Annotated in this window: 24 protein-coding genes and 1 tRNA gene; 18 read left to right on the forward strand and 7 right to left on the reverse strand. The window is 56.3% G+C overall.

Going from position 1 to position 20,674, the window contains the following annotated elements:
• Nucleotides 1-5: 5 nt before the first annotated feature.
• Nucleotides 6-482, forward strand: a complete 477-nt coding sequence (locus tag HZB34_07940) for an arsenate reductase ArsC (GenBank protein ID MBI5315886.1) — start codon at nucleotides 6-8, stop codon at nucleotides 480-482.
• Nucleotides 483-644: 162 nt separating this feature from the next.
• Nucleotides 645-1,154, forward strand: coding sequence for a thermonuclease family protein (locus HZB34_07945; protein MBI5315887.1), 510 nt, complete (start codon nucleotides 645-647; stop codon nucleotides 1,152-1,154).
• A gap of 155 nt (nucleotides 1,155-1,309) precedes the next feature.
• On the opposite strand, the gene HZB34_07950 is transcribed toward HZB34_07945, so the two are convergent.
• Nucleotides 1,310-1,714, reverse strand: coding sequence for a hypothetical protein (locus HZB34_07950; protein ID MBI5315888.1), 405 nt, complete (start codon nucleotides 1,712-1,714; stop codon nucleotides 1,310-1,312).
• 511 nt (nucleotides 1,715-2,225) lie between these two features.
• On the opposite strand from HZB34_07950, the gene HZB34_07955 reads away from it, so the two are divergent.
• From HZB34_07955 to HZB34_07965, 3 genes are all read left to right on the forward strand, one after another.
• Nucleotides 2,226-2,678, forward strand: coding sequence for a GIY-YIG nuclease family protein (locus tag HZB34_07955; protein MBI5315889.1), 453 nt, complete (start codon nucleotides 2,226-2,228; stop codon nucleotides 2,676-2,678).
• Between the two features lie 24 nt (nucleotides 2,679-2,702).
• The gene (locus tag HZB34_07960; protein MBI5315890.1) at nucleotides 2,703-3,320 is read left to right on the forward strand and encodes a class I SAM-dependent methyltransferase; all 618 of its coding nucleotides are present in this window, start codon (nucleotides 2,703-2,705) and stop codon (nucleotides 3,318-3,320) included.
• A 134-nt stretch (nucleotides 3,321-3,454) separates the two neighbouring features.
• Nucleotides 3,455-3,835: a hypothetical protein gene (locus HZB34_07965; protein ID MBI5315891.1), complete on the forward strand. Its 381-nt coding sequence runs from the start codon at nucleotides 3,455-3,457 to the stop codon at nucleotides 3,833-3,835.
• Nucleotides 3,836-3,953: 118 nt separating this feature from the next.
• Here the strand turns inward: HZB34_07965 and HZB34_07970 are convergent, their stop codons facing one another.
• Nucleotides 3,954-4,127 carry a hypothetical protein gene (locus HZB34_07970; protein ID MBI5315892.1) on the reverse strand — a complete coding sequence of 58 codons (174 nt, stop codon included), beginning with the start codon at nucleotides 4,125-4,127 and terminating at the stop codon, nucleotides 3,954-3,956.
• Nucleotides 4,128-4,435: 308 nt separating this feature from the next.
• Here HZB34_07970 and HZB34_07975 point away from each other — a divergent pair, with 308 nt between their 5' ends.
• The 3 genes from HZB34_07975 to HZB34_07985 all read left to right on the forward strand — a co-directional run bounded on the left by HZB34_07975 (nucleotide 4,436) and on the right by HZB34_07985 (nucleotide 7,276).
• Nucleotides 4,436-5,152: a glycosyltransferase gene (locus tag HZB34_07975; protein ID MBI5315893.1), complete on the forward strand. Its 717-nt coding sequence runs from the start codon at nucleotides 4,436-4,438 to the stop codon at nucleotides 5,150-5,152.
• Nucleotides 5,153-5,460: 308 nt separating this feature from the next.
• Nucleotides 5,461-6,489: a peptidase gene (locus HZB34_07980; GenBank protein ID MBI5315894.1), complete on the forward strand. Its 1,029-nt coding sequence runs from the start codon at nucleotides 5,461-5,463 to the stop codon at nucleotides 6,487-6,489.
• Nucleotides 6,490-6,499: 10 nt separating this feature from the next.
• Nucleotides 6,500-7,276: a hypothetical protein gene (locus tag HZB34_07985; protein MBI5315895.1), complete on the forward strand. Its 777-nt coding sequence runs from the start codon at nucleotides 6,500-6,502 to the stop codon at nucleotides 7,274-7,276.
• Between the two features lie 33 nt (nucleotides 7,277-7,309).
• Here the strand turns inward: HZB34_07985 and HZB34_07990 are convergent, their stop codons facing one another.
• Nucleotides 7,310-8,563 carry a tetratricopeptide repeat protein gene (locus HZB34_07990; GenBank protein ID MBI5315896.1) on the reverse strand — a complete coding sequence of 418 codons (1,254 nt, stop codon included), beginning with the start codon at nucleotides 8,561-8,563 and terminating at the stop codon, nucleotides 7,310-7,312.
• Nucleotides 8,564-8,669: 106 nt separating this feature from the next.
• Nucleotides 8,670-9,098 (reverse strand): HIT family protein, encoded by a 429-nt coding sequence (locus HZB34_07995; GenBank protein ID MBI5315897.1) that lies wholly within the window; start codon nucleotides 9,096-9,098, stop codon nucleotides 8,670-8,672.
• Between the two features lie 193 nt (nucleotides 9,099-9,291).
• Here HZB34_07995 and HZB34_08000 point away from each other — a divergent pair, with 193 nt between their 5' ends.
• The 10 genes from HZB34_08000 to HZB34_08045 all read left to right on the forward strand — a co-directional run bounded on the left by HZB34_08000 (nucleotide 9,292) and on the right by HZB34_08045 (nucleotide 19,318).
• The gene (locus tag HZB34_08000) at nucleotides 9,292-10,167 is read left to right on the forward strand and encodes a hypothetical protein (protein ID MBI5315898.1); all 876 of its coding nucleotides are present in this window, start codon (nucleotides 9,292-9,294) and stop codon (nucleotides 10,165-10,167) included.
• A gap of 2 nt (nucleotides 10,168-10,169) precedes the next feature.
• Nucleotides 10,170-10,601, forward strand: coding sequence for a YjbQ family protein (locus HZB34_08005; protein MBI5315899.1), 432 nt, complete (start codon nucleotides 10,170-10,172; stop codon nucleotides 10,599-10,601).
• Nucleotides 10,598-11,710 (forward strand): trypsin-like peptidase domain-containing protein, encoded by a 1,113-nt coding sequence (locus HZB34_08010; protein ID MBI5315900.1) that lies wholly within the window; start codon nucleotides 10,598-10,600, stop codon nucleotides 11,708-11,710. The genes HZB34_08005 and HZB34_08010 overlap by 4 nt, the downstream gene beginning before the upstream one ends.
• Nucleotides 11,711-11,784: 74 nt before the next feature.
• The gene (locus HZB34_08015) at nucleotides 11,785-13,542 is read left to right on the forward strand and encodes an AAA family ATPase (GenBank protein MBI5315901.1); all 1,758 of its coding nucleotides are present in this window, start codon (nucleotides 11,785-11,787) and stop codon (nucleotides 13,540-13,542) included.
• 50 nt (nucleotides 13,543-13,592) lie between these two features.
• On the forward strand, nucleotides 13,593-15,119 hold the full coding sequence (locus tag HZB34_08020) for a proteasome accessory factor PafA2 family protein (protein MBI5315902.1): 1,527 nt from the start codon (nucleotides 13,593-13,595) through the stop codon (nucleotides 15,117-15,119).
• Nucleotides 15,116-15,310 (forward strand): ubiquitin-like protein UBact, encoded by a 195-nt coding sequence (locus HZB34_08025; protein MBI5315903.1) that lies wholly within the window; start codon nucleotides 15,116-15,118, stop codon nucleotides 15,308-15,310. The genes HZB34_08020 and HZB34_08025 overlap by 4 nt, the downstream gene beginning before the upstream one ends.
• An 81-nt stretch (nucleotides 15,311-15,391) precedes the next feature.
• Nucleotides 15,392-16,165 (forward strand): proteasome subunit alpha, encoded by a 774-nt coding sequence (locus HZB34_08030; protein ID MBI5315904.1) that lies wholly within the window; start codon nucleotides 15,392-15,394, stop codon nucleotides 16,163-16,165.
• Nucleotides 16,158-16,988: a hypothetical protein gene (locus HZB34_08035; protein ID MBI5315905.1), complete on the forward strand. Its 831-nt coding sequence runs from the start codon at nucleotides 16,158-16,160 to the stop codon at nucleotides 16,986-16,988. The genes HZB34_08030 and HZB34_08035 overlap by 8 nt, the downstream gene beginning before the upstream one ends.
• A 1-nt stretch (nucleotide 16,989) precedes the next feature.
• The gene (locus tag HZB34_08040; protein MBI5315906.1) at nucleotides 16,990-18,474 is read left to right on the forward strand and encodes a proteasome accessory factor PafA2 family protein; all 1,485 of its coding nucleotides are present in this window, start codon (nucleotides 16,990-16,992) and stop codon (nucleotides 18,472-18,474) included.
• A gap of 205 nt (nucleotides 18,475-18,679) precedes the next feature.
• Complete coding sequence (locus tag HZB34_08045) at nucleotides 18,680-19,318, forward strand: class II aldolase/adducin family protein (GenBank protein MBI5315907.1); 639 nt, start codon at nucleotides 18,680-18,682, stop codon at nucleotides 19,316-19,318.
• Between the two features lie 528 nt (nucleotides 19,319-19,846).
• Here HZB34_08045 and HZB34_08050 read toward each other — a convergent pair.
• The 3 genes from HZB34_08050 to HZB34_08060 form a co-directional block, all read right to left on the reverse strand.
• Nucleotides 19,847-19,922 (reverse strand) — tRNA-Asn (locus HZB34_08050).
• A gap of 106 nt (nucleotides 19,923-20,028) precedes the next feature.
• Nucleotides 20,029-20,298 (reverse strand): hypothetical protein, encoded by a 270-nt coding sequence (locus tag HZB34_08055; protein ID MBI5315908.1) that lies wholly within the window; start codon nucleotides 20,296-20,298, stop codon nucleotides 20,029-20,031.
• An 84-nt stretch (nucleotides 20,299-20,382) separates the two neighbouring features.
• Complete coding sequence (locus tag HZB34_08060) at nucleotides 20,383-20,661, reverse strand: pyruvate ferredoxin oxidoreductase (protein ID MBI5315909.1); 279 nt, start codon at nucleotides 20,659-20,661, stop codon at nucleotides 20,383-20,385.
• Between the last annotated feature and the right edge of the window lie 13 nt (nucleotides 20,662-20,674).

Genomic DNA, 20,674 nt, shown 5'->3' on the forward strand with positions numbered 1-20,674 from the left:
CAATCGTGAAACAGCGGATTCTGTTTCTCTGTACGGGAAACTCGGCGCGCAGCCAGATGGCAGAAGCCCTGCTCCGTTTGATTGCGGGTGACCACTTTGAGGCCGAAAGTGCCGGGACCCATCCGGCCGGCCTCAATCCTATGACGATAGAGTCTATGCAGGAAACCGGCGTAGATGTTCGACACTATCGATCAAAGAATCTCGATGAATTTGTCGGTCAGCCCTTCGACTACGTCATCACGGTGTGTGATCGAGCCAAAGAGTCCTGTCCGGTCTTTCCCGGCGCGATCAATCTGCGTCATTGGTCTTTTGATGACCCGGCCCAAGCCCCATTGGACAGCCGGCGGGAGGTCTTCCGGCTGGTACGGGATGAAATTGCAAACCGGCTGTGCCAGTTTTTGATCGAAGAGGTGCGATTCGCCCCTACGGCTTTGCAGTGCGATTGTTGCAAGGTTCAACTCAAGCCTGACCTTATTGCCTAGACTTTGCGATGGCGTCTGAACGGGTCTGCGAGTATCCAGACTTTGCGTGTCTGTTCTGCTCAAGTAGTTTGTCAACATTCTGTTAGCTTCCTTGATCTCCGTGGAGTGTCTCGCTGTCAAAAAAACGAGAAATAGTTGGCTGGACAGGCCAGGGACGTTAGCATGCGTATCATGCTGAAGCATCGCATCATAACTGGTCTCGTGCTTATCTTGGTGGCAGCCTGTCCGTCCCTCTCCTGGGCGGACTTTGCCGCGAAAGTCGTCTCTGTCCATGAGGGTGATCGTGTCACGATCCGTCACAATGGGAGAAGTGAGATGATTTACCTCAAAGATATCGATTGTCCAGACCTCAAGCAGCCCTATGGTAAACAGGCGAAGCATGTGACGGCTGCTTACGTCGGGAACCGGGACGTGGTGGTTCGAGCGCTCACGCGAGACAAGCAGGGCCGGATGTCGGCCGAAGTTCTCCTTCCGAACGGACCGAACGTGGGGCGTGAACTGGTGAAGGAGGGACTGGCCTGGTGGCAGAGAGCAGGCTCGAGTGATCCTAGCCTTGGGGATCTCGAAGAACTCGCCCGGGCCGAGCACAGGGGCCTGTGGTCAGAACCAAATCCAGTGCCACCCTGGAAGTGGAAACCCACGAAGAGGACTAGTCGGAGGTATTCGAATTAGGTTTATCCCCCTCGCATGCCGGCGATCTTCCGCATCCGCGGCATCTTCTCTCATCACAACTGACAACAGCTTTCATCGTATAAAGATACGTTGCCTCGATACGGCGGCCCCTGCCTGAAGCAGAGCGCATCAAGCAGGGGCAGAATTGTCAGGCTTTAGCTGCCGGACGCAGAATCTGTCGGTAGCGGGGAGGGTTCCGTTGTCGATGGGTCGGCAAAAGAAGGAAAGAGATTGTCCATAAGCGAACCATGGCCCTCTGCATGGGTACTATCGCTCTTTGACCTGACGGCAGGAACGGTCTGGCTATGGGCAATTGCCTCGGCAGGAGGGATCGTGCTGGTCTTGAGCACCTGCGTGACCTGCGCGTTGGTCAGGGGCTCAGACTGGTTCTTCGAAGCATAAGGCTGGTCCTGCCCGGAGTAGTACCAGAAACTACCGGTAATGATGGCAACGGCCACAACCAGCCCGCCTACGAGATAGACCTCTTTGGTGTCCTTACTCGGCCCGACAATGGCAGGGGAGATGTTCCCTGCCGAAACTGGCGATGATGGATCCTGCATGATGCAAACCTCCTGTTTTCGTGAAACGTTAAAGGTGAAACGTGAAACGCGCGGACAATCATTAGGCCTTGGCCCTGCATCACCTCCCTCCGGCCGCTGATTCCGTCTGCCGACGGGCCAGTGCTTGAGCAATCGGAGTACCGGTGTTTCGAAGAGGAGAAAGCGAAGGGGAGTTGAGGAAAATTCAGGGGTTCAGAGAAAGGGAGGAGGGCCTGCGCGATGCGGGGAGGTTCGGACCGGCGTGGGATGCGGGGAGGGACCCGCAAAGCAGAGGAGGGAATAGCCAGGTGCCCTTCGTGCTCGCGGAACCCCCACGATGAAGCTGTGGTCGTTCGACGCGCGCAGTAAAGGGCGGCCTGGCTACTCCCTTGCGGAGGACGTATCTGACCTATAGGTGAGTGGATAAGCGTAGGCGGTTGCAGTAGACTTGCCCGCAACAGATTGCTCAGGCTGCTTTGCTATGCATCCAAGGTAGATCGCCGCACGCTTATTGGCCTGGACTGTACGCGCAATGACATCAGCCACTATCAAGCTTTTCCTCCCACGTGGAGATGCGAAGAGCCTCCGCACTGCCGAAATATCTAACTGGACCGGCAAGGCCGTCGCCGCGCCCCGCACCGAACTAGACGAACTTCTAGCTCGCGAAGAACTCGAAAAAGCTGGCGTCTATATCCTCATTGGCAATCACCCTCTTACTAATGCAGCTCGTGCCTACATCGGAGAGGCGGAGGTCATTCGTGATCGACTTAAGCAGCACAAGACAAAAGAGTTTTGGGTTTCAGCCATCGTTTTTGTCAGCAAGGACGAGAACCTGACTAACAGTGTGTTGACAAACGAGATGACGACACCGGAAACGACACCACGTCTGAGATCACTGACGGAAGCTGAATGGCCTGCGGGCTGTTCAGAAAGGCCGTCCAGCAAGGCCGCAGCGAGCGAAGAGGCGACGCGTACTCTGTGTTGATTTCAAACAATCTTCGGAGAACATATGACCACGCCCAATCAACACTGGAACGCAGTCTTCTCGACCAAATTAGACCAGGAACTCGGCTGGTACGAACGCGATGTGGCGCAGACATTGAAGTTCCTGGATCTTATCCCCGGGAGCCGTACTGCTACGATATTTCTTCCCGGTGCCGGGACGTCGGTTCTCGTTGACGAGCTTCTGACACGAGGGGCGCGCGTGATCGTGAATGATGTCAGCGATGAAGCCTTGAGGAAATTGGAGAAAAGAATCGGGAATATTCAGGACAGAGTGACTTGGCTGCACCATGATATGTCCAAACCGATTCCTGCGGGCCTTCCACAAGTCGATATATGGATTGATCGTGCCGTGCTGCACTTCTTGCTTGATGACGCCGAGATTGAGGGGTATTTCAGGAATTTGCGGTCCCTGCTACGGAAGGGAGGGTTTGCCCTGTTGGCCGAATTTTCAACCGCGGGAGCACCGATGTGTGCCGGGCTGGATGTGCATCGCTACTCTCTTGAGGAATTGACGACACGATTGGGAGAAGGATTCGATCTTATCAAGGATGAAGATTATACATTCATCAACCCGTTTGGCGACCCCAGGCCGTATGTCTATGCGCTCTACAAGAGAAAATGATGACCCTGACAAGGTATCGGGAACCGATTTTCGCCAATCCTACCTTCTTGCCTTCCTTCCTCAATTCTGAAATGATTCCTGCCGCCTTCCCCCTACACGCAATCTACCGTATATGCCACATGTTTGGGGTATGAATGAAAACTGAAGAACCGGCCCTTGCTGAAAAACTGCCCATCTATATGGTGGCATGGTCGCTTCCGCCCTGTTTCGTGATTCTAGCGGTAATTGTTTTGGCGTTGGATTCTTTCAACGACGCTGGGGTTGCCATACTCAAAGGCAAGTACATGTTCCTCCTGTTGGTGGGCGGGACGCTTCTGAACCTTTGGTTCTATGCCGTGCGCCAATTTAAGCTGAAACGGAAGCTCAGCCCGCTTCATATCATTGCCAGCCTGCTGTTTCCGGTCGCCTATATGAGTTTCTACTATGGAGCAGACACAACCCTAGTCATCGCGATCTGCCTGGTGGGGATTCCTGTCAGCATTTTATCGGCTCGGCAGTCTATGAATATGGTGTGAGTCTCTGGGCTGAGAAACATGTCTGCAGGCGGCTTAATATCAGAGAAGTCTGGCAAGGAGGAGGGCAGGGCCAATCAGGAGACGCTCGGCATGGTAGGTGTCAGAAGGTCCTTGAGGATCAGTATTCATCCAATTCATCCGTTTCGTCCAACAGCTCGGCCGTGAACTCGGTATTTCCTGGGTCCCACTTCGCCAATGGGATACCCCCAGCCTTTAGAATCGCTTCCTGCTCCGTGCCGGCCGCGATCGTGAGATCATAATGAACGGTTTGTCGCACCTGAAACATTTTCATTTGGTTGCCTCTTGACGCTGATCGTTCAAATATCTACACCCTTGACGGAATCGACGGCCAACCGAAACGGGCCTTCTCTTTCATCGCCACGGATGCGTGGCGGATTCTAGCATTGAACGAGTTCGACCGGCTACCAGGCGACTGGGCGATTTCTGATTGAGAGGGAAGAAGGAGCACGGTCATTCTAGTATTCTGCTGCTCCACCCTTTCAGCTGCCAGTTCCCATCCCCATGGGAGTTCGTTGACCGCTCAGATTTGGATCGCTATCATTGTATCGACCCGATTACGCATCCTGTTGAGTTGGGATTATGAAACCGATTCTCTCCGTGGCGATCCCCGCACATAACGAGGAGGAGCACATAGCGCGATGCATTGAGAGCGTCGTTGCTGCCGCTCGCCGCGCCTCCCAGCCAGTGGAAGTGGTTGTTGCCTTAAATCGCTGTACAGATAGAACGGGCGAAGTAGCTGAATCTCTTGGCGCCAGGTGCGTCGTCGAGGATAGGAAATGCATCGCTGCCGTTCGAAACGCTGCCGTCCGTGCTTCGACTGCGTCGGCAGTAGCCACGCTTGACGCCGATAGTTGGATGTCCCCGAACACGATTTCCGAGATCCTCGAGCGGGTCTACGATAGTCGCTATGTCGGGGGAGGGTCCGTGGTAAACCTCGAGCGCTATTCGACAGGAATCGTCCTTAGCCTTCTTGCGATCGCTCCCTATCTCGTCAGGCAGCGCGTATCCATTGGGATGTTCTGGTTTTTGCGCGAGTCGTTCGATGCGATCGGCGGCTTCGACGAAACCCTGGTCAGCGTGGAAGACCTGGACTTCGCCGTGCGCCTCAAAGCACACGGGCAAAGTCGCGGGCAGCGATATGGCACCATCTGGCGCAACGGCATCACGACGTCCTGCCGGAAGTGCGATCAGTTTGGAGACTGGTATATTTTCCGCAATCCCCGCCTTGTCAAGGCACTCTTCTCCGGCAGGAACAGACAAGCGGCGGATCACTTCTGGTACGATGCGAGGCGATGAAGTCCTGCCTGTTCATCGATCGGACCTTGGGCCTGGTCTTGAAATCCTGCCATACTAGGATCCACAGCTGTCACATATGCCGCCAGCATGCCTGGTCAAGCAATGTCCCCTGTGGGCCATTGACCCACACAGTAACCCGATCCGATACAGGTGCAGTTCTGTATTTGCTTCCATACAATTTCTCTGCTTCATCATCTTGCAGCTATGCTCGTTATCGGAAGGCACAACATCTGCATGATCGGCACCTGTCAATCTAAAGACCCCGTGGTCTCTGTCGTTCCACATCATCATTGAAAGGAGATGTGACAATGGACAACCGCCCAAAGGTCTGTATCGATCGGATTCTACCCAGAGATCTGATGAGGGCTCAGTTCACCAAGCCCATGCGGGGGGGCGGAAGGAGGGCAATCGCTCCAATTGGGAAGACCTGGATGAATGGTTCGACGCTCCGAGTGCGATTTTTGGGCGGCACTCCGACCGAGCAAACCGTCGCCAGACAACAGGCTGGCTGGTGGTCACAGGTGGCGAATCTGAAATTTGATTTCAACAACGCCTTGAATGCCGAGATTCGCATCGGGTTCGATCACAACGATGGGGCCTGGTCCTACGTCGGGACCGATAGCAGGAGCATCCCATTGGACGAACCGACGATGAACCTGGGGTTTCTGGATGGAGGGACTGCGGGACATGAGTTTGGTCACGCGATCGGATTGGCCCACGAACATCAAAACCCCGCAGGAGGGATCCAGTGGAACGAAGCAGTCGTGATTCGTGAAGCAGCGAAGGCGCCGAACTTCTGGGATGAGGCGACCACGCGGCACAATATTCTTAAGAAGTATCGCGCAGATCAGATTAATGGGACGGCGTTCGACCCGGACTCCATCATGCTGTACTTCTTCCCTCCATCCTGGACGCTCAACGGCGTCGGCACAAAGGCGAATGAAGTCCTTTCGGCGATGGACAAGGCCTTTGTCGCAGGCGCCAAAATGTATCCAAAAACAGGAGGCACGACTTCTACCGCTGTTGAGCTGCGCGTGAACGCCAAGCGCCGCACGCAGGCCTCGATCGGGAAGGTGGGAGAGGAGGATCTCTATCGGTTTACCGCCACGGTGGATGCCCGATACCTGATCGATACCCTGGGGCCGACAGATGTGGTGATGAAACTGTTCGGGCCGAACAGCGAGACCGCGTTAATTGCAGAGGATGACGATTCAGGGCTCGACCTCAATGCCAGGGTCGCAAGTGACCTGATCGCCGGTGAGTATTTTGTGCAGATTCGTCATTACAGTCGTCAAAGCGGGACAGGGAAATATTCGATCAAAGTCCGTAAGCTTTAGAGGAGTGGCCATGATCATTTCAGTTATCAACCATACGGCAGGGCAGGTGTCCGACGAAGAGCTGCAAAATGCCATTCGGGCGATTAATCGACAGATTCGCGATGACTATGAGCCCTATTGGCACATCGGTGGAGAGTTGCGCTTGGAAGGGAAAAGCGGGGCCAAGCCCTCGAAGCAGAATCTCAGCGACATGCGGGGCGATGCAGTGCTGTACCTCTGGAATGCGGTGGACGTCGATGACGCGTTAGGCTACCACGACGCCAACAACCGCGGTATTCCCTATGGATTCGTGTTTACAGAACTGGCCAAACAGCTTGGAGAGAACTGGTCGGTGACTTTGTCGCATGAGGCCCTGGAAATGTTAGGTGATTCGGAAGTGAATTTGCTCGTTCAGGGTCCGCACCCAGCTGAGCCAAGCAGGACGGTCTTTCATTGGTATGAGATGTGTGACGCAGTTCAGGCCGAGACCTATGAAATCGATGGCGTGGCAGTCTCGAACTTTGTCTTGCCGCTCTATTTTACGGGTGGAGACGAGATAGGAGGGCGCAACGACTTTCTTGGACGGACCTATAAGGGAAAGACCTTGCGGTCGTTCGGGGTGAATCCAGGTGGGTACGTTGGATTCTTCGACCCTGAGAAGGGTGATCATGACACATTCACCGCCAAGGGGGATGGTGTGGCAGCTCGCCGCCTAAAATGGAAGTCTCGAGCAAAGGGCGCCAGGAGAGGGATTCGCTATCAGCGTTATGCGTGTCGGCCAAACCGTCCAGCCAGGAAAAGACGGTAGAGTTCCAGCAGCCTGCCGGCGGACGAAGGCTCGCTAGCGACCTTCAATTGCATCCAGAACCGCGTTCATCTCCTCCTTGGGCAACCCCTTCAGCACCATCTCCGCTTTCTGCAGATCCTGTGCGACACCGAGGCCTTTGCCGTAGATACGTGCCAGCGCTTTCTTGGCTGGGATGAAGCCATCGGCAGCGGTGGTGGCAAAACATGCGAGGATGCGTTTGTCGAATTGAGCAAGGCTGGTATCGATGCCTGTTTCATACAAGCGCGCCAGTTCGTCGTGCGCATCTTCGCCCAGTGCAAAGGCTTCGGCAAACAGAGCGGTGATTCCGTTGGAGGCCTGGCCGCTTTTGAGCAGGGCGATACCCACTGATTCGTTCGAATTGTGCCTGCCGGCATCCGGGTAGTCGCCCCAGAGCTCACGGCGATATTGCCTGAAGGCACTCATCGCGTCCATTCGGCGCTGCTCAGGCTGGTCGGGCGAGAGGGCCTGGCGACGAAGCTGTGAAAGGGATTCCGCTGCGCGCTGCTGACCGAACTCCAGAGCCTTGGTCCACCAGCGGATCGCGAGTGCCATGTTCTTTTCGACGCCTTGTCCGTGACGGTAGGCGTTGCCGATGGAGTACTGCGCCTGTGGAATTCCGCTGTTCGCCGCGTCCTCCATGAGGAGCGTGGCTTCCCGGTCCTGATTCGTCAGTTTCAAGACCAGCGCGAGGCGATAACGGGCGTCGTGAAAGTTCGGTCGCAGATCCAGGGCCTTGCGATAGGATTGGATTGCGGCTGGTAGGTTGCCCAGCGAATACTGGACGCTGCCCAAGCTGTAATGCGCAAGTGTTAACTGGGGGTCGAGCATGATGGCGTCCATCAAGGCGATAGAGGCTGCCTGCTCATCGTGTTTGGCCATTAGTGTGACACCGAGTTGCAGATAGGCTTTGGCGTTACGTGAGTCGAGCTTGATTGCCACGCGGCATTCATCGAGCGCGCTGTCGAGATCGCCGATGCGATAGAGCCCCTGTGCTAACTTCAGCCGGACGTCTGCGTCGTTCGGCGACAGAAGGGCTGCGCTACGCAATTCACCCAGCACCGTCACCTGGTCCGTCTGTTCCTGTGGGAAGAGTTCGGGTGGCTGGTTCTCATCCATAGGCGCGGGTGAGGTTTCAGAAAACGGGGGCGGGGACTCAAGCGCTGGGGCCGGTTCGTTCTCGGGCGCTTGCGCAAACGCTGACTGGCCGGAGAGTCCTGTGACGAAGGATGCACACAAGAGGGCTGCGAGCAGTAATCGACGGTTCATTGTAAACTGCGGCCCTCCGGATTACTTGTCAAAGATCTATAGTATATCACCGAATCGATGTCGGGAGCCCACATATGGTTCGTTGAACGGAGCAGCAATCCGTGCTTCAACTGACGCTCTGAAGGGCCTGCTGCAGCAGCTGAACGGCGCTCCGGAGATCAGACTCTGAGAGGAGTTTGAGATCATGCTGTACCACCCACACTGGTTTGAGGGGGGCGGGGTCGTCGGTGAGTCGGGGAATGAGATGCCAGTGGATGTGGGGGAGTTGGTTGCCGAGGAGTTCGTAGTTGATCTTCCTGGCCGCATAGACTTGGGCTAGTGATTGAGCGACGAGACTCACTTCCTCCATCAGCTGAATCCGCTCTGTGGAAGACAAATGAAACAGTTCGGTTGCGTGGCGCTTGAAGACGACCACGGTCCAGCCGGGAAAGAACTGGTCATCGTGAAGATAGGCCTTTGACAGTCCAAGGTCGGCAATAAAATGGCCTTCTCTCGGCCAGCTGCCTAGGCATGCTTTGCAACTTGAGTCTTTCATCGTTGATTGGCCATCCGCCACTCCTTAGATACTCGCTCAACCTTGACCTCAACCTCAGCCTTCCATGTGCGGTCTTCAGTAGGATAGCAGAGATCACGGCTTCTATCGAGGCCACAGACAGGCTCGCCTTGACACCTCGTTTCATCCGACGATATTCTGCTCGCGAGAGTCGGATTGTGTTCTGCAGATTCCTATGAAGCCGAATTCCTCTATTGCACGCCGTGCGCCACTGCTCGTCCCACGCTCATTGGTGTCTCAGCTCATGCGTCTGTACGACTATCCGCATCCGGTACATCCCAGGCAAGTGATTCGAGGTTACGATCGGCCCCATGCGATCAGGACTGCGCGCATGTGTGCGGCAGTTGCGACGGCATTGGGGCACGGTACGGAACGAGTGCACCAGTATCAGATTGCCTGTCTCCTGCATGACTTGGGCCGGGCCGGGCTCGATCGCCGACTCTTCGGGAAGATCTGGTCCTGGGCCAAGGAGCGGGGGATTCCGACGAGGCCACGGGAATGGAGAGCCCGATACAAAAACACTCCCTACGGACATGAAACGGAAGCCTTCCTCAGATGCTATCGAAAAGACCTTGAAGCCGACGGTATTCCGATGACTGCCTGGGCGAAAGAACAGGTTGAGATGCGGCTAGGGTACTCGCGCCGGCTGGCCCGCCGGTTGCGGACGGTTCGGCCAGCCCTGAGAAAGATGGGGGTGATCTGGCTCCCTTGGATGCAGCAGGTGATGCTCTATTATTATTATCCCGAGAAGCTGGCCACTGCCGGGCCCTGGGTCAGGCAGTTGGCGGAAATCCTCGTCGCCTGCGAACAGTTTGAAGCCTATAGCAATCAGCGTCGTGGGCGCGATTACTATGTGCGAGAGAAGGAAACGTTGGCCGATGCCTTTGCCTATCTGGAGACGTTGCAGCAGGAAGGTATGTTGAGCGGCAGGGTGGTGGGGGCGTTGCGCCGGTTGACGGCGCAGGGCGAGTTTGATGCAATTCTGGAGGAGGCACGAGGTCGTGCCTTCACACGGAGCGAGCGACGCGCGCTCCGAGCGGTGGAGGCATAAAGATGGCGGTCAAGACGGTGTCGTTGCGGCTTACTATGGAAGGGGGCACCCAAATCGAAAATGTGACGAAGTCCGTGGCCGAGGCCCTGGCCGGTACCGGGCTGTCGGCTGGGATCGTGACGGTGTTCGTGAAGCATACGACTGCATCGGTGATGATTATCGAAGATGAGCCTGGTATCAGAGCTGATACCAAGACCTTTTGGGATCGGGCTGTGCCGGCCGATCCAGGCTGGCAGCATAATACGAGAAATGCCGGTGAGGATAACGGCCACAGCCATTTGCGGGGTCAGCTGCAGGGACCGTCTGTGACCATTCCGTTCCGAGACGGGGTGATGTTGCTGGGAACTTGGCAACAGGTCGTCGTCGTCGATTTTGATACCAGATCTCGAACCAGGGAGCTGATTATACAAATCATGGGGGAGCGAGGGGGATGAAGAAACCAATTATTTCGATGGGACTCTTGCTCATCAGCCTCTGCCCTGTCTTGGCGATGGCTGAGTGGGGGAAGCCGTTGGGCGGGAACTACACCGGGCCCGAAGGAAAACCGCGCCTCGTGGCGCCCTCACCCGTTGAGTTGGGCGCAGACGAACGGGCTACGATGGCCGTGTTCGAGCAGGCAACGAAATCCGTGGTCTTCATCGCCAATACGGCCATCAGGCGTGATCCCTGGTCGTTCGACCTGTTCGAGGCCCCTCAGGGGTCCGGTTCCGGCTTTGTGTGGAATAAGCAGGGACATATCGTCACCAATTTTCATGTCGTCTATGGAGCCAATTCGATCAAGGTGACGCTCGCCGACCGGTCCGAACATAAGGCTGTCGTGATCGGCGCCGATCCCGATCATGACCTTGCAGTGCTGCAAGTCCAAGCGCCGGACGAGGCGCTTTCGCCAGTGGTGGTGGGCACCTCGAATGATCTGCGGGTCGGGCAAAAGGTCTTGGCGATCGGCAATCCGTTTGGCCTCGATCACACGCTGACGACCGGCGTGGTGAGCGCCTTAGGGCGGACCATCAAGTCACTATCGAATCGGACTATTGAAGGGGTCATCCAGACTGATGCCGCCATCAATCCCGGAAACTCCGGAGGGCCCTTGCTGGACAGCGCCGGCCGCTTGATCGGTGTGAATACCCAGATTGTGAGCCCGAGCGGGGCTTTTGCCGGAATCGGCTTTGCCGTGCCGGTCGATACTGTCAATCGCATTGTCCCGGAGCTGATCAAGCACGGCAAGCTCATTCGCCCGGGGCTCGGAGTCTCACTCGTTCCCGATGCGATGGCCAAGCGGTGGGGGATAAAAGGACTGATTATCGGCAAGGTGTCCCGTGGCAGCGGGGCTGAGCGGGCGGGGTTGAAGGGCGCGCGCGAGACCTTCGCCGGGCGTGTAGAATTGGGCGATATCATTGTGGCCGTTGACGGCAAGCCAATCGAGACCCAGGACGATCTGATGGATGTCCTGGATCGGCACAAAGTGAACGATCCGGTGACGGTAGAGATTCTGCGAGAAAAGCGCCGCGAACGTGTATCTGTGACGCTCCAAGCCATTAATTGAACGGTTGTGATAGACGACAATCCATGAGGCCGCTATGGTAGGATCACCCATCTGTTCCGTATGGAGGACCACCGATGAGTGATCGCCGACCCGCTGATCAACAGGACCCGGAGCCTAACGGAAAGACGGAGGCTGCCGCGAATCAGTCGACGCGTGCGGGAACTGATCCGCTGGAGCTCATTGAACAATGTCTTGCGTCATTTCCCGACGGCGACCCGAGGCAGAAGATTCTCTACAAGCTGCGCCATGCTGTGATCCTCGGACAAGCAGCCCAGCAGCAGCGCGAGGTCGAATTCAAGAAAGTCGCCGATGTAATTGCGAAGCTCACGGCGCCGGCAAACCGGGTAGGCACCCTGCTTGAGGTGCCTGGTGAAGGCCTCGCGCGGATTCTGGTGGGAGGGGCTGAATACTATGCCTCGGTCGATCCACGAGTGCTGGTGGCCGAGCTCAAGATCGGCGCACAGATTCTGGTCAACGAAGCCTATGCGGTGATCAAGATCTTAGGCTATGACCGTAATGGGCCCGTGTTGAAGGTGGCGGAAGCGTTGGCGGATGGGAGATTGCGTTTCGAGCAGGAGATGGGCCGGCAGGTCTTGATTCTCCAACGATCGAGCGATCTTATCGGCGTGGATCTGAAGGCCGGCGATGAGGTGCGTATCGACTCCACCCTCCACGTGGCGATCGAAAAATTGGAAGACCGGAAGGCCAAGTCCCGCCTGCTTGACGAGGTTCCCGCTGTCACATGGGAGCAGATCGGGGGGCAAGCCGAGGCGATCGCAGCGATCCAGAAGGCGATCGAGTATCCCCTACTCCATGCAGAGACGTTTCAGCGGTTCAAGTTTACTCAACCGAAGGGCTTTCTGCTCTATGGGCCTCCTGGCTGCGGGAAGACCTTGATCGGGCAGGCTGCTGCCGCCAGTCTCTCGAAACTGGTAGGGGAGTCGAGCCAGGGAGCATCCGATGAGAAGGGAGGCAGACCGCCGGTGACCAGGGGGGCCTTCCTCCATATCAAGGGGCCGGAGATATTGAATATGTGGCTGGGGGAATCGGAGCGGATGGTTCGGGATCTTTTCGCCCAGGCCCGGGCTCGTCGGAGCGAGGGGGCATTGCCCTTTATCTTTATTGATGAGGCTGAGTCGATTCTCGGCACGAGGCGGGCATCCCGTTCATTCAATATCTCCAGTACCTTGGTGCCGATGTTCTGTTCAGAGATGGACGGAATCGAATCGTTGCACGATGTGGTGATCATTCTGGCTTCGAATCGGCCTGATCTGATAGACCCAGCTGTCCTGCGGCCAGGGCGTATCGACCGCAAGATTAAAGTGAGTCGGCCGAATCGTGACTCAGCTGCGGCGATTCTCAATGTGTACCTGACAGAAGACCTCCCGCTGGACCGGCAATGGATCGACCAGCACGGCGGAGACCGGAAGCGAGCCTGCGCCGACCTCGTAGAGCATGCGCTCTCCGCGATCTTCTCGCGCATCGATGAGAATCGACTCTTGTCGATCAGGCTTCGAAGCGGACAGAACAAGGTCCTCTATCGGGGCGATCTGATCAGCGGCGCGATCCTGGCTTCGATCGTTCAACGGGCGAAGGAACAGGCGATCGATCGTGTGATTGCAGCAGGCGGGATTGAGCAGAGCGGTATGACCTTGGACGATTTGGTGAACTCCGTGCAGGCAGAGTTTCGGGAGGGTGAGATGCTGCCGCCCGACGATGCGGCGGAAGAATGGCTCAAGCTTCTCGATCACCATCCGGAACAGGTGGTGGGAATCTCGTCGTTCCGGAGAGGGCGGCAGTCCGAAGAGAAATTGATCAACCAAGTAATCTGACGACGTAAGGGGTGAGGGGTAGGGGAGAGTACGCCTAAGGGAAGGGCATGATGCGGCTGTTTGGAATTGAAACAGAGTACGGGATTACCAGGGAAGACCAGGACCTGGTCGATCCGGTCGTGGAGTCGATGGAGCTGGTGCGGGCCCATCTCACTGCTTCGTTCGAGCGGCGCTGGGACTATGGCGGTGAAGATCCGCACGAGGATGCGAGAGGGTTTCGGGTCTCCGGCCTGCAACAAGATAAAGAGGAAGACGAGTTCGCCAAAGTTGATGCCCATCGCCCGTTTTCGTTTCACGAGATGAAAAGCGATCTGGTGCTCCCGAACGGCGCACGTTTCTATAACGACCATACGCACCCTGAATATTCCACGCCTGAATGTCGCACGCTCTTAGCTCTCCTTGCCCATGACCGTGCAGGGGAACGGATTGTTCAGCGGGCGGCAGAACGTCGCAACCATGCGCTGGGTGGAGCCTATGTACAGCTCTACAAGAACAATACGGACTTTCACGGGCATAGTTATGGCTGCCACGATAATTATCTCGTCTCACGGTCGATCCCCTTCCCTTCGCTGACTGCGGGGTTGTTGCCGTTCCTTGTCAGCCGACAGGTGATTGCGGGAGCAGGCAAAGTTGGTGTGGAGGGTCAGGAAAGCGGATTCGTGCCGGGCCAGTATCAGTTATCGCAACGAGCGGATTTTATGGAGACTGATCTGAGCGTTGACACGATGCACAACCGGCCGATTCTGAACACGAGGGACGAACCACACGCGGCCCGGGACAAATATCGACGGCTCCATCTCATCATCGGCGACGCCAATATGTGTGAGTACAGCACGGCGTTGAAAGTCGGGACGACGCAGTTGGTGCTGGAGCTGATTGCGCGAAACGCAGTCCCCGTTGTTGAATTGGAACATCCGGTCACAGCGGTGACACAGCTGTCTCGCGATCAGAATCTGAAGGCGACGGTTCGTCAGAAAAACGGCAGCAGCATCACGGGCCTCGACATCCAAGAGCAGTACTACCTCGCGGCCAAGAAGCACTTGGCCGGTGTTGACCAGGAGACCGATTGGATCCTGCACGAATGGGCCGCCACGCTTCGGTTACTGACCGGTGATCGACGACAACTGGTCGGGCGGATTGACTGGGTCACCAAGCTCTGGCTGTTGGAAACCTTTATGCAGGAAGAACGGATCGGGTGGAATGATCCCTGGTTGGCGAGTTTGGACTTGGAGTACCACAATATGAATCCGGATCGTGGACTCCTCCTGGGGCTTGAGGCTGAGGGGAAGGCTTGGCGGATGACCTCTGAACAGGATGTCGACTCAGCCCTGGCGACTGGTCCGGCCGATACGAGGGCGGGGATTCGCGGCCTCTGCATCAGACGGTTTCCGGATCAGATCAAATCCATGCAATGGGAGCGTATACAGTTCAGCGGCGGGCTGCTTCCGCTGACATTAGAGATGGGCGATCTCTTTCATCCGCAGGCGGTGCAGGCCTGCGCGCAGATATTCGAGCACGCGGCATCTCCGATGGACGCGCTGAATTCATGGAACAGCAGAAAGGAATCAGGATCATGAGCTACATCTCAATGCCGGAACGCCGTGAAGGGCCAAGCAATCCGATGCCGAAGGCCCCGAGTCCGTCTGATGAGGGCGGTGGGCCGAAACGGCCTGAGACAGGGTCCCCCGATAAAGATAATTTGCTCAAGCGTATGCGCAAGGTTGATCCGAAACAGGCTGAGAGATATCGGCAGAGAACAGGAGAGTAAGGACGTTAGGGGTGAGGGGGTAGGTTCTGAGATCCGATCGCCTGACGCTTCACGTTTCACGCTTCACGAGGGGTTTTCAAGATGGGGATGCAAGGTGATTTCTATCAACTACTCAAAGAGCAGGGCTATACATTGGGAAGTTCAGGCCAGGCCGGGACTGGTCATGCGCTCACGAATGCCACGACGATATTGGCCTTCAAATATCGCGATGGTGTGCTGGTGGCGGGAGATCGTCGTGCGACCGCCGGCAATATGGTGATGTACGATCGCACGGATAAGGTGTTGGAGATCGATCGCCACAGCGTGATGGCGATTGCCGGCGTTCCGGCGACCGCCTATGAAATGGTGCGAATCCTGGAACACTCTTTCAAATATTACCGGAGGACGCAATTACAAGAATTAAGTTTCGACGGCAAACTTCGCGCGGTCTCGAAGCTTTTGAAGGAGAATGTGCCTGCGGCATTGGCCGGGACCGGCGCGGTCGTCCCGGTGTTCGCCGGCTATGATATGGACCAGGGTTCAGCAAAAATCTATTTCTACGATATTCTCGGGGCGGAGTTTGAAGGAGTGGAATATGCTGTGTCCGGGTCCGGTTCCCCCACGATCCGGGGGATCTTGCACTATCTGAATACATGGGGTGAGCAGCCCCTCAATGCGCTACCTCAAGAGCAGGCGATGGTGCAGGCCTTACGATTGCTCGCAAGTGCAGCGGAATTCGATTCGGCGACAGGAGGGGTCAATAGGGAAGCGAGTCTCTACCCTGTCATCAAGTTGATCACTGGGGCCGGTGTGCAGACCGTACTGGACGCGACATTGAAACCCCTCTACGAATCGCAGGTGGTGCGCTATGTATGAAGAGCCCTATCGCTGGGTGGAAGCAGTCGGCAATCGGCGGCAGTATCTCGACGATCAATTCAAGCAGGGGAGCCCGGTTGTCGCGCTGACCTATGAAGGGGGCATTCTTCTGACGACGGTCAGCAAGGGGACACCGAAGCTCTACGAGATCTACGACCGGTTGGCGTTGGGGGGGATGGGGCACCCCACGGATTTGGAAAAGCTGCGCTTCAGTCTGCTTGAAATGGCGCATGTCGAAGGGTTCAACCGCTCACCGGCCGATGTGACGGGATCGAGACTGGTGAAATACGGTATTGCTCCTGTGATCAAACAGGCTTTCGAGGAAGTATACAAGGCGCCGTTCATCGTACGCATTCTAGTGGCCGAGTTGGGTTTGAAGCCGGAGAAGGACGCGCTTCTGACGATCAACTACGATGGTACGTTTGAGGAAACGACTGGCTGCGCGGTCCTGGCTGCCGCCCCGGCTATCCAAACGAAGATGCTGGCCTATCTTAAGGAGCAACAGCCAGTCACACTATCATTGGAACAGGCGTTGAATTTGGCATTGCGTGGTTGGGCAATCGGTTCGATGGCCCAGCAACAGGCTGAGGCGGATCAAGAGACTGAAGCCAAGTCGGCGGCGACCGGAGTCGGCTCATCAGCTCCTGCCATTCCAAGCAATGACACCTTGATCGCACACGTGCGTGGCCTTGCCGGTGAACGGACGATCGAATGTGCAGTCCTCGAACGGCAGGCTCCCGGCACCTCCAAGTATCGTTCGCTCAAGCAGGCAGAACTTTCACAGCTCCTGCCGAAGGTGCTTCAATCCGTTGTGGCTGATTGAGATGTTGAACCGTATTTTCGGACTTGAAACCGAATACGGACTCTTGGTGAATCACGACCGGCCTGATCATTCCCCCACCTGGTTTGCCCACAAGATCCGAGACCATCTCTTTCACGTCCAACGGCGAGGCGTTCTCGACCTGCACCACCGGGGACATGATGAACCGCCGGGCAACGGAGGATTTCTCACCAATGCTGGGCGCATGTACCTCGACATGGGACATCTGGAGTGGGCTTCACCGGAGTGTGAATCGCTCACTGATGTGGTCGCTGCCGACCGTGCAGGCGATCAGTTGCTGCAGGATGTGATTCAAGACCTTGGTCTGGCCGATATGGTCTCGTTGATCAAGAACAATGTGGACCATGAAACCGACGCGACCTTTGGATCGCATGAAAACTACCTCGTGTCACGCCGGTTCCCCTTTACCAGACACGGCCTCGGACCGTTGGTGACCTTCCTGGTTACCAGACAGATTTTTACGGGGGCCGGACGTGTCGGCACGGCTGGTCCCCAGGATGCCTGGATTCAGAGGGACCGGCTCATTGTGCCGAGAGGAACCAACTATCGCCACACGCAGCAGCCTCTCCTCCCGTTTCAGATTTCTCAGCGTGCAGATTATATCGTCAATGACTTCTTCGAATGGGTGCAGCAGAATCGCGCCATTGTGAATACCAGAGATGAGCCGCTGGCTGACCCGAATCAATACCGCCGAATTCATCTTTTGTTGGGCGATTCCAATATGGCTGAGGTGGCAACGGCGTTGAAGTTAGGCACGACAGGACTGGTCCTTCAACTGATCGAAGAGGGCCATGCGCCACTCGACCTTGAGATCCATGAACCGGTGGAAACTATGCAGGAATTGTCGCAGGATCAGGGTCGACAATGGATCGTTCGGTTGGACTCAGGGAAGTCGATTTCTGCAATCGACATTCAGGAGGCGTTTGTTGCTGCGGCGCAGGCGCATTATCGGGGGCAAGACGAAGAGACTGATTGGGTGCTCGATCAATGGGAAGCGGTTTTGCAAGACCTCCGCGGAGACTACCAGGCACTAGTCGGACGGGTCGATTGGGCTTCGAAGTTGTGGCTGCTCGAAACCTTTCGTGAGACGGAACAGATGACATGGGCAGATCCGGCCTTGAAGAGTCTGGATCTGGAGTATCACAATCTCCATCAAGGCAAGGGGCTATATTATGGGCTCATGGAAGAAGGGCGGGTTCCACGGCTCACTACGGACAAGGCAATTGCGTTGTCCATGGACCATCCGCCTCGTAACACAAGAGCGTTTGGGAGGGGTGAACTTATCCGACATTTGCTAGCCTGTGAACATCCTGGCGAGCCGGTTGATCCCGAATCGGAAGCACGGTTTTCTCCCTCGTATGTGATCAACTGGTCCATCTTTCAGCTGCGTGGTCACACGCCATTTCCCATGCCGGATCCCTTCAAAACCTACGTACAGGAAGTGCGCGCCCATCTTCAGACAACCTGATCCGGTTGCTGTTCAGACCTATCTCATTTTGCCCGAGATGCCTCAGCCTTCGTTGGGCTGCTGTGCTGAAACGGTTTTTTCTTGCCTGTGAGGCATTCTTTCCAGCAATACTTCTTGTAGTAAAGAAGGTGGGCTGAGTGTCGTTTCAAGGCATCCTAAGCAGGATGCCGATAGCGAGGTTCAGAAGGAAACAGGGGGAGGGAGTATGCTGACGGCAATTGGCGACGTGATGCGGCGGGCGTATGAACGGGGATGGATTACGACCAGAGACGGCAACATCAGTATGCGAAAGCGAGAGGGGAAGTATCTCTATATCACGCCTTCAGGTTGGCGGAAGACGATTGTCCACCCGGAACATGTCGTGCGACTGGAGATTATGGAAGACCCGGTGACGCACAAGCTGATTCCGAATGTCCGTGATGGACAAAGTCCTTCGGGCGAGCTGTGGATGCATTGGAATTTGCAGCGTGATTCGAAACGCACCAGGACGGTCGTGCATGTGCATGCGACTCACATCGTGGCTGCGATATATGCGGGCGTCGATCTGCAGAAAATTAGCGCCGAGTTTCCCGAAATTGCCCGCTATACGCGTGTGGGACCGACCGTGCCGACGCTGCCGGCGCTGTCTCGTGAATTGGCCGACGCAACGGCAGAATGTCTCGGGTTGAAGCATGATGGGATGTTGGCTTTCGATATTGTGGGGCAATCCAACCACGGGGTCTGTGCCGTTGCGCAGGATCCATGGGCCGCCTATGAGCACATTGAACGGCTCGACCATGTCTGTGAGATTGTTCTCAAGAGCGGTGTGGCGGCACTCGCCTCCACTCAACCAGCAGGCTGTTGATAAAGTCCGCCAGCAGAGAGAGATGGCCCGGTGAGTCCCCTGTGCTCGCGCAACGCGCGGCCTCAGCAGGTGCGGTGCAAGGGCGTAAGGAGCTTTCTTTGCTCCCGGAGCGTGCGCCCTGAGAAGGGCCTCGCTCGACGGCCGCAGTCGAAAGCTCCTCACGCCCTTGCTGGCCTTGGTATTGGCATGAAGAAAAGAATAGGAATGGACGCGCGCAGTGGGGGACTCATCCGGGTCATCCTTTGGATACCGTAAACGAGCGAGCCTGGAAGAACGATCTTTGGTCGCTTGCTGCGGCCTTGCACGCGGAACGGTGCGTCCTTGGGCGAGGAGGTTGTCTTGGCAACCTCTGGGCGGGCGGGTGGAGTGACTGCCGGGGTTGGGCGGGTGAGAAGGCTAGCCTTTCTTAATAGCCTGCGATTGGCTTCTCAACGGGTCTACGAGTATCCTCACTGGCGGCCTAAGAGCTAGACCGCATGGCACAAAAAAAGACTATTGGCGCATATGCCAATAGCCCTTTTTGTATTGTGGCTCCCCGGGCAGGACTCGAACCTGCGACCAGCCGGTTAACAGCCGGCTGCTCTACCAACTGAGCTACCGGGGAACGAGATCGTCCATATTCGGGAGTTGCATTCTAGCAAAAGATGTAGGTTGGGAGGGAGATTTTTTTCAATCAAGGCAGGTCGCCCGCCCTGCATGCTTCCGCCTCTTTATACATCAAAATCTTCGGTCTCATCCTCATCCGAGCTTGCATCCGTGTTGCCTGATGCAACGGAGGCGTAGTGCTTCGCCCAGGTCAGATAAAGATTTCCGCTGTCACGCATGGTATCGGCAGCCTTGACGAGTGTCTGTGCCAATTCCGGGTCTTTCCCGCTGGCATGAATATCGGCTGCGCGCCGTTCGAGCGCTTTCGGGTACTCGTGAATCAGACCGGCAATCTCCCGGACGAGCTCATCAATGACATTGTCTTCGGTTTTCATCTGAATCCCTCCACAACACCAACAAAAAACCCCATAGCGCAGGCGCCATGGGGTCTTGCGCGGGAGACCCGCTACACGAAACGGTTAGCCTTGGTAAGCCTGCCCCAGTGCGGCGGATTCGCCTTTTTGCGACATCAGTTTTCCGGTGGCGCTGACTGCCTGCATGGTGATGGCATAATGCTTGGCCGCGTCGCAGACGATCACACAGAGTTCACAACCTTTACAGCGATCAATGAAGACCTCGGCCACCATTTTCCCCGGATTGAGGTCGAGGCAGTTGGCCTCAGGACAATACATGATGCAGAGCCGACATCCCTTCTTGGCCACGCATTTCTCATCGATGACTTGCGCAACGTTATACATGCGAGCTGGTTCC

It is taken from the genome of Nitrospirota bacterium (genome assembly GCA_016219645.1).
In the GTDB taxonomy this organism is placed as follows: Bacteria; Nitrospirota; Nitrospiria; order Nitrospirales; family Nitrospiraceae; genus Palsa-1315.